Source organism: Micrococcus sp. HG099 (assembly GCF_024723355.1).
Classification (GTDB): Bacteria; Actinomycetota; Actinomycetes; order Actinomycetales; family Micrococcaceae; genus Micrococcus; species Micrococcus endophyticus.
In genome coordinates this window covers 1-6,629 of the sequence record NZ_JANQCJ010000124.1, presented here as the reverse complement: position 1 = coordinate 6,629, position 6,629 = coordinate 1, and the positions used below count along the sequence as shown (strand labels likewise).

5 protein-coding genes are annotated in these 6,629 nt (G+C 76.2%); 2 read left to right on the top strand and 3 right to left on the bottom strand.

Features of this window, described 5'->3' with window-relative positions; genetic code table 11:
* Both NWP10_RS09865 and NWP10_RS09860 read right to left on the bottom strand, forming a co-directional pair.
* A partial coding sequence (locus tag NWP10_RS09865) for a bifunctional PIG-L family deacetylase/class I SAM-dependent methyltransferase (protein WP_258300777.1) occupies nt 1-1,577 on the bottom strand: 1,577 nt, incomplete at its 3' end.
* Nucleotides 1,574-2,755, bottom strand: a complete 1,182-nt coding sequence (locus NWP10_RS09860; protein WP_258300776.1) for an acyl-CoA dehydrogenase family protein — start codon at nt 2,753-2,755, stop codon at nt 1,574-1,576. The genes NWP10_RS09860 and NWP10_RS09865, both read right to left, overlap by 4 nt.
* Before the next feature lie 161 nt (nt 2,756-2,916).
* Between NWP10_RS09860 and NWP10_RS09855 the strand changes: the two genes are divergently transcribed.
* Both NWP10_RS09855 and pgm read left to right on the top strand, forming a co-directional pair.
* Complete coding sequence (locus NWP10_RS09855; protein ID WP_258300778.1) at nt 2,917-3,363, top strand: Fur family transcriptional regulator; 447 nt, start codon at nt 2,917-2,919, stop codon at nt 3,361-3,363.
* A 49-nt stretch (nt 3,364-3,412) separates the two neighbouring features.
* Nucleotides 3,413-5,131: a phosphoglucomutase (alpha-D-glucose-1,6-bisphosphate-dependent) gene (pgm, locus tag NWP10_RS09850; RefSeq protein WP_017489003.1), complete on the top strand. Its 1,719-nt coding sequence runs from the start codon at nt 3,413-3,415 to the stop codon at nt 5,129-5,131.
* A gap of 189 nt (nt 5,132-5,320) precedes the next feature.
* Here the strand turns inward: pgm and NWP10_RS09845 are convergent, their stop codons facing one another.
* The gene (locus NWP10_RS09845) at nt 5,321-6,235 is read right to left on the bottom strand and encodes a VOC family protein (RefSeq protein WP_026106942.1); all 915 of its coding nucleotides are present in this window, start codon (nt 6,233-6,235) and stop codon (nt 5,321-5,323) included.
* Between the last annotated feature and the right edge of the window lie 394 nt (nt 6,236-6,629).

Sequence of the window (6,629 nt, the reverse complement as noted above, 5' to 3'; positions counted from 1 at the left end):
TGCACGCGCGGGTCCGCGTGCCGGGCCGCCTCGGCGGCGGCCACCGTGGCGTCGTCGCAGCGGTCCGCGGCGACCACCACGGCGGCGCTGCCCTGCGCGTGGTGCTCCTCCCAGCGGTCCAGGGCGGCGCCGAGGGCCGCGAGCGCGGCGGGCAGCCGCTCCTGCTCGTCCTTGGCGGGCACGATCACCACGGCGTGGGTGGCGGCGGCGGCGCGCACGTGCAGGCTGATCCGGAAGTCCTCCTCCACGAGCTCGGTGCGCACGCGCCAGCGCGGGTCCGCGGCGACGCGCGCGTGCACGGCGTCCCCGTCCAGCGGCCAGCCCTCGATGGGGTGGCGCCAGTGGCACAGCAGCAGCTCCCCGCCGGGGGCGAGGGCGGCGTCGGCGTCGTCGACGAGCGCGTCGAGCTCCTCGGGCTGCAGGAAGTAGCCGATCTCCGAGGCGATCACGAGGTCGGCCCCGGCGACGTCGTCCGGCCAGTGCCCGGGCAGCACGGCCCGGCGCACCTCGGCGTGGGGCGTGTCCGCGAGGCGGGCGGCAGCGCGCTCCACGGCCGTGGGCGAGGCCTCCAGGCCGACCACGCGGTCCGCGCGGGCGGCCACCTCCCCGGTGAGCACCCCGATGGACGCGCCGGCCTCCACCACCGTCCCGTACCGGGGGCGGGGCAGCACGGCGAGGGTGAGCGCGCGCTTGCGGGCCTCGTACGGGGAGCTGAGGTACCGCCACGGGTCCTCGTGCTCGCGGTAGAGGCGGTCGAAGACGGCGGCGGCGCGGTGGGCGTCGGCGTCGTCGGGGCCGGAGAGGCGGTGCGCCTCGAACGGGCGGTCGTGGTGGGCCAGCACCTGCGGCCCGAGGACGGCCTCGTCCCCGGGGGCGTCGGAGAGGGGGCGCACCTGGGAGGCGTGGGCGTCGAGGGCGGCGCGGCGGGCGGCCCGGTCGTCGTCGGTGAGCGCCAGCCGCCGGTAGCGGCGGGCGGGCAGCTCGGCCGGGTCGGCCCAGTGCCAGAACCAGATGGGGAACGCGCACAGCGGCAGGTCCCGCTCGCCGGCGAGCTCCCCCACGGCCCGGCCCACGGCCTCGTGGTCCGCGTGCCCGTCCCCCGGGTCGTGGGAGGCGAGCACCGCGGGGCCGGGGTGGGCGGCCAGGGCGGCGACGACGGCGGCGCGCACCGCGTCCTCGCGCCCGGCCACGCCGGAGTCGGGCAGGCCGAGGGACTCCCAGGTCAGCGCCGACCGGCGGTCCTCCCCGGGGCCGGGCAGGTCCGCGGCGAGCGCGTCCAGGGCGTGCTCCATCTCGGTCCGGCGCAGCCGCACGAGGTCCTCGGGGGCGTGCGTGGGCGAGTCCGGGTGGGACGCCTCGCCGGCGGTGGCCACGAGCACGTGCACGCGCGCCCCGCCGCGCAGGGCGGAGCGGATCAGGCCGGTGGCGCCGAGCGTCTCGTCGTCGGGGTGGGCGACGGCCACCAGCAGCAGGGTGTCGGCGCCCCACGCGGGCGCCTCCAGCGCGGGCAGCGCGCCCACGCCGGCGGCCGCCCAGGCCTCCTCGGACGTGCCGGCGTCGGTGTGGGAGAAGCTCACCACGTCCAGCCGCCGTCGGCGTCGCCGTCGAGCAGCGCGCGGCCGAGCCGGGCGTCGTCGCGGTGGGCGTGGTGCTGGCGCAGGTAGACCTGCAGGTCGGCGACGGCGCGCGCGTGCGCCGCGCTGCCCGTGAGGGGGCCGGGGCCGGTGGCCTGCCCGACGACGTCCACCACCTCGGTGCACAGCTGCGCCACGGTGCCGCGGATGCGGTCGGCCTCGACCATGCCGCGTCCGTGGTCCAGGCGGCCGGCGTCCACGTCCTCGGCGGCGCGGGCCAGCAGGGCGGCCATCGCGTGCAGCAGCCGGTCCACCCGGCCGAGCGCGGCCTGGGCCACCTGGTCCGGACCCGGTCCGCGGCCCTCCGCCTCGGCGGCCGCGCGGGAGCGGGTGGCGTCCCGCAGGGTGCGGGCGATGCCCACGGCGCCGCCGAACCACACCGCGGCCACGCCGATGCCGCCCCACGCGAAGCCGGGGCGGCGCAGGTACCACTCGGGCCCGCCCACGGCCGTGCCGGGCACCGCGTCGAAGCCCAGGCCCACCGTGCGGATCGGGGCCAGGCCCAGGGCCGGCCACGCGGAGGAGGTCTCGGCGACGCCCGGGTGGTTCAGGTCCACGAGGACGGCGCGGCGGGTGCCGTCGGCCTCGCGCCCCGTGATCACGGCGGCCGCGCACTCGTCCGCGAGCGAGCACCACGGCTTCTCGCCGTCGAGCAGCCAGGCGTCCGGGCCGGCGTCGGGCCGGCCGTCCGAGGCCGAGCCGGCGTCGTCGTCGTGGGGCGCCGGGGTGAGGCGGGGCGTGCGCCCGCCGGACTCCGAGGCGTAGACCCCCAGCAGCCCGGCCGGGGCGGGCACGGACGCCTGGGAGAGGATCGAGAGCGCGTCCAGGTGCGGCTCGAGCACGCGCGCGGCGGAGAGGTCCTGGGCCGCCACCGAGGCGAGCAGCTCCCACTGCTGCCGCGTGCGGCCCTCGCCGGTGAGGGGCAGCTCCAGCGGGGCGGCGTCGGGGGCCGCGGCCTCGGTGTCAGTGGCGCGTCCCGCACCGAGCAGGGCCAGCATCGGGGCGACGTCGCCGCCGCAGGCCGACGCCGCGGCGAGCAGGGCGCGCTCGGCGGGACGGGCGTCGTCGGGCTCCGCGGTGCGCCCCGGGGGCGCGAGGCGGACGGGCTCGGGCTGGGCCATGGGTGCGGTCCTCCTCGTCGGCGGCCCGGGCCGAGGGAGCCCGGGGTCAGAGGATTCACCGTAGTCAGGCGGCGGTCGGGCGGGAATGCCCGGTCCGCCGGGAGCGATCACGGTCCGCGCTTTCTTGACATGTTCCAGAGAACGGGATGGTATCGACGGACATGGACACGACGACGCAGACCCCGGACGAGCGCACGCTGCTGCGCGCCGCCGGCCTGCGCGTCACCCGGCCGCGGGTCGCGGTGCTCACCGCCCTGGGCGAGTGCCCCCACGCGGACGCCGCCACCGTCCTCGCCGCCGTCCGCCGCGAACTGCCCGCCGTCTCCCACCAGGCCGTGTACGACTCCCTGCACACCCTCACGGACGTCGGCCTCGTGCGCTCCATCCAGCCGGCCGGCTCCACGGCCCGCTACGAGATCCGCCGGGACGACAACCACCACCACCTCGTCTGCCGCGAGTGCAGCACCGTGGTGGACGTGCCCTGCCACACCGGCCAGGCGCCCTGCCTCGAGGCCCGGACCGACCACGGCTTCCTCATCGACGAAGCCGAGGTCTACTACTGGGGCCTGTGCCCCTCCTGCCACGGGGCCCCCGCCGCCTCGTCATGATGGACGGGGCGTCTTCCCCCGCCCCGCCGCCCGTGCCAAGGTGAGGGACATGACCGAGAACACCGCCGCCATCCCCGCCTCGGAGCGTCCCGGCACCCCCGCCCAGCCGCAGGACCTCATCGACGTCGACGCCCTCCTCGAGGCGTACCGCACCGGTCGGCCGGACGTGACGGACCCCGCCCAGAAGGTCGTGTTCGGCACCTCCGGGCACCGCGGCTCGGCGCTGAAGACCTCGTTCAACGACGACCACATCGCCGCCATCACGCAGGCCGTGGTCGAGTACCGGGCCGCCCACGGCATCACCGGCGCGATCCTCGTGGGCAAGGACACCCACGCCCTCTCCGGGCCGGCGCAGGACACCGCCGTCGAGGTGCTGCTCGGCAACGACGTGGAGGTGCGGGTGGACGCCCGCGGCGGGTTCACCCCCACCCCGGCGGTCTCCCACGCGATCCTGCACCTCAACGCCGGCCGCGAGCTCACCCCGGCCGGCTTCGCCGCCGACGGGGACAACGCCGGCCTCGTGGACGGCCTGGTGATCACGCCGTCGCACAACCCGCCCGCGGACGGCGGCTTCAAGTACAACCCGCCCCACGGCGGCCCCGCGGACACCGAGGCCACCTCGTGGATCGCGGACCGCGCCAACGAGCTGCTCGCCGCCGGGCTGGAGGGCGTGCGCCGCGTGGCGGGCGCCGACGTCGCCGGCCACCCGCGCCTGGGTGAGTTCGACTTCCTGGACCGCTACGTCTCCGATCTGCCCCAGGTGCTGGACCTCGAGGCGATCCGCGACGCCGGCGTGCGCATCGGCGCCGACCCCATGGGCGGGGCGTCCGTGGCGTATTGGGGTGAGATCGGGCGGCGGCACGGGCTCGACCTCACCGTGGTCAACCCCGAGGCCGACCCGACGTTCGGCTTCATGACCCTGGACTGGGACGGCAAGATCCGCATGGACTGCTCCTCCCCGCACGCCATGGCGTCGCTGATCGAGCGCATGCGCCCGGACGCCGACGGCGAGGCCCCCTTCGACGTCGCCACCGGCAACGACGCCGACGCCGACCGCCACGGGATCGTCACCCCGGACGGCGGCCTGATGAACCCCAACCACTTCCTGGCCGTGGCCATCGACTACCTCTACCGGCACCGCCGGCGCTGGCCCGCCGACGCCGGCGTGGGCAAGACCCTGGTCTCCTCCTCCATGATCGACCGTGTGGCCGGGGACCTCGGCCGCGAGCTCGTGGAGGTGCCGGTGGGCTTCAAGTGGTTCGTGCCCGGCCTGCTCACGGGCACCGGCGTGTTCGGCGGCGAGGAGTCCGCGGGCGCGTCCTTCGTGAAGTTCGACGGCGGCGCGTGGTCCACGGACAAGGACGGCATGCTGCTGTGCCTGCTCGCCGCGGAGATCATCGCCGTGACCGGCCAGTCCCCGTCCGAGCGGTACCGGGACCTCGTGGCGCTGCACGGCTCCCCGGCGTACGCGCGCATCGACGCCCCGGCGACCGCCGAGCAGAAGGCGAAGCTGAAGACCCTCTCCCCCGACGACGTCCCCGTGACCGAGCTGGCCGGCGAGACCATCCTCGCCACACTGACGAACGCGCCCGGCAACGACGCCCCGATCGGCGGGCTCAAGGTGGTCACGCAGAACGCGTGGTTCGCCGCCCGGCCCTCCGGCACCGAGGACGTGTACAAGATCTACGCGGAGTCCTTCCGCGGGCCCGATCACCTCAAGCAGGTGCAGGCGGAGGCGCAGCGGCTGGTGGACGCGGTCATCGGCTGACCCCGGGACGCTGGCCCCGACGCCGGACACTTTCGTGTGGGAAACGGGAGCCTGAGCCGCCGTTTTCGTGTGGGAAACGGGAACCTGCCGCGCGGTCGTCGCGCGGAAGCCTCCCGTTTCCCGCACGGAAGTGCCCCCGAAGCCTCCCGTTTCCCGCACGAAAGTGGGGACGGCGGGACGCGCCGGGGCTCAGAAGTCCGCGATCACCAGCTTCTTCATCCCCAGCAGGGCCTCGAACGCCCCGGGCCGCTCCATGAGCTCGCCCATCGCCTCCGGCACGATCTGCCAGGACACGCCCCAGCGGTCCTTGAGCCAGCCGCACTGCTCGGCCTCGGGCACGGCGCTCAGCGCCTCCCACAGCCGGTCGATCTCGGACTGGTCCCGGCACTGCACCATGAGCGAGACGCCCTCGGTGAAGGTGAAGTCCTGCGTCACGGCCGAGTCCATTGCCGCGACCCACTCGCCGCGCAGTCGCGCGTCGGCGAACACGATCGACCCCGCCTCCACGGGCCCGCCCTCCGGCACGTGCCCCATGTCGCCGTAGGTGACGCGCTGGCCGGGAGCGGCGTCGTCGAACACGGCGAGGTAGTGGTCCAGCGCCTCCGCGGCCCGGTTCTGCGCGGGCCCGCAGAACATCAGCTGCGGGATGATCACCGGCCGCGGGTCCCCGGCGGGGTCCGTGAGCATGAGCTGCCAGCTCACCCCGTGGCGGTCCTCCACCCAGCCGTAGTGCTCGGAGTGCGGGTAGGGGCCGAGGTCCATGAGCACGCGCCCGCCGTCGGTGAGCTCGGCCCACAGGGCGTCCAGCGTGCCGCGCGGGTCGTCCATGCGCGACGGGTCCGCGTTGACGAAGAAGCTGATGGACGGGTTCGGGGCGAACTCGTCGCCGGCGTTGACCAGGATGAACCGGTGGCCGGCGAGGTCCAGCTCCTGCGTGAGGGTCTTCCCGGCCAGGGGCCTCTGGAAGTCCAGCAGGCCCTCGGTGGGGTAGCGGTCGGTCCGCACGTGGGCGGTGCCGGGCAGCCCGGCGAAGGCGCGGAGATAGAACTCGGCGGCGGCGTCGGCGGTGCCGTCGCACCAGATGTTCGGGACGATGCGCTGCATGCCGCCGAGGGTACGCCCGGGGGCGGACACGCTCGGCGCGTCGCGCGGTGTCGCCCTCGGGGGCACGACGACGGCGGCCCGCCGGTTCCCGTTTCCCGCACGAAAGCGGTGGGGTGGGGTGCGGTGGGGGGCTGGGCGAGGTCCCCGTTTCCCGCACGAAAGCGTCCGGGGGCGGCGACGGCGGCCCGCCCTGCCGCCGGTCAGGCTCGGTCGGTAGCGTGACGGGCATGAGCACGCAGCATCCCGGCATCGCCACGGACTCCCCCGTCTCCTCCGACGACGACCTGCGCCCCGGCCTGGACGCCGCCCCGGTCGGACCGGCCGGCGAGGACGGCGACGACCCCGTGCGCGAGCCGCTGCCCACCGAGGCCCTGCCCCTGGCGCCCGCCGGGCC

Excerpts from the sequence above, each read along its gene's own strand:
- NWP10_RS09860 (WP_258300776.1), bottom strand. The coding sequence starts at position 2,755 with ATGGCCCAGCCCGAGCCCGTCCGCCTCGCGCCCCCGGGGCGCACCGCG.
- NWP10_RS09855 (WP_258300778.1), top strand. The coding sequence starts at position 2,917 with ATGGACACGACGACGCAGACCCCGGACGAGCGCACGCTGCTGCGCGCC.
- pgm (WP_017489003.1), top strand. The coding sequence starts at position 3,413 with ATGACCGAGAACACCGCCGCCATCCCCGCCTCGGAGCGTCCCGGCACC.
- NWP10_RS09845 (WP_026106942.1), bottom strand. The coding sequence starts at position 6,235 with ATGCAGCGCATCGTCCCGAACATCTGGTGCGACGGCACCGCCGACGCC.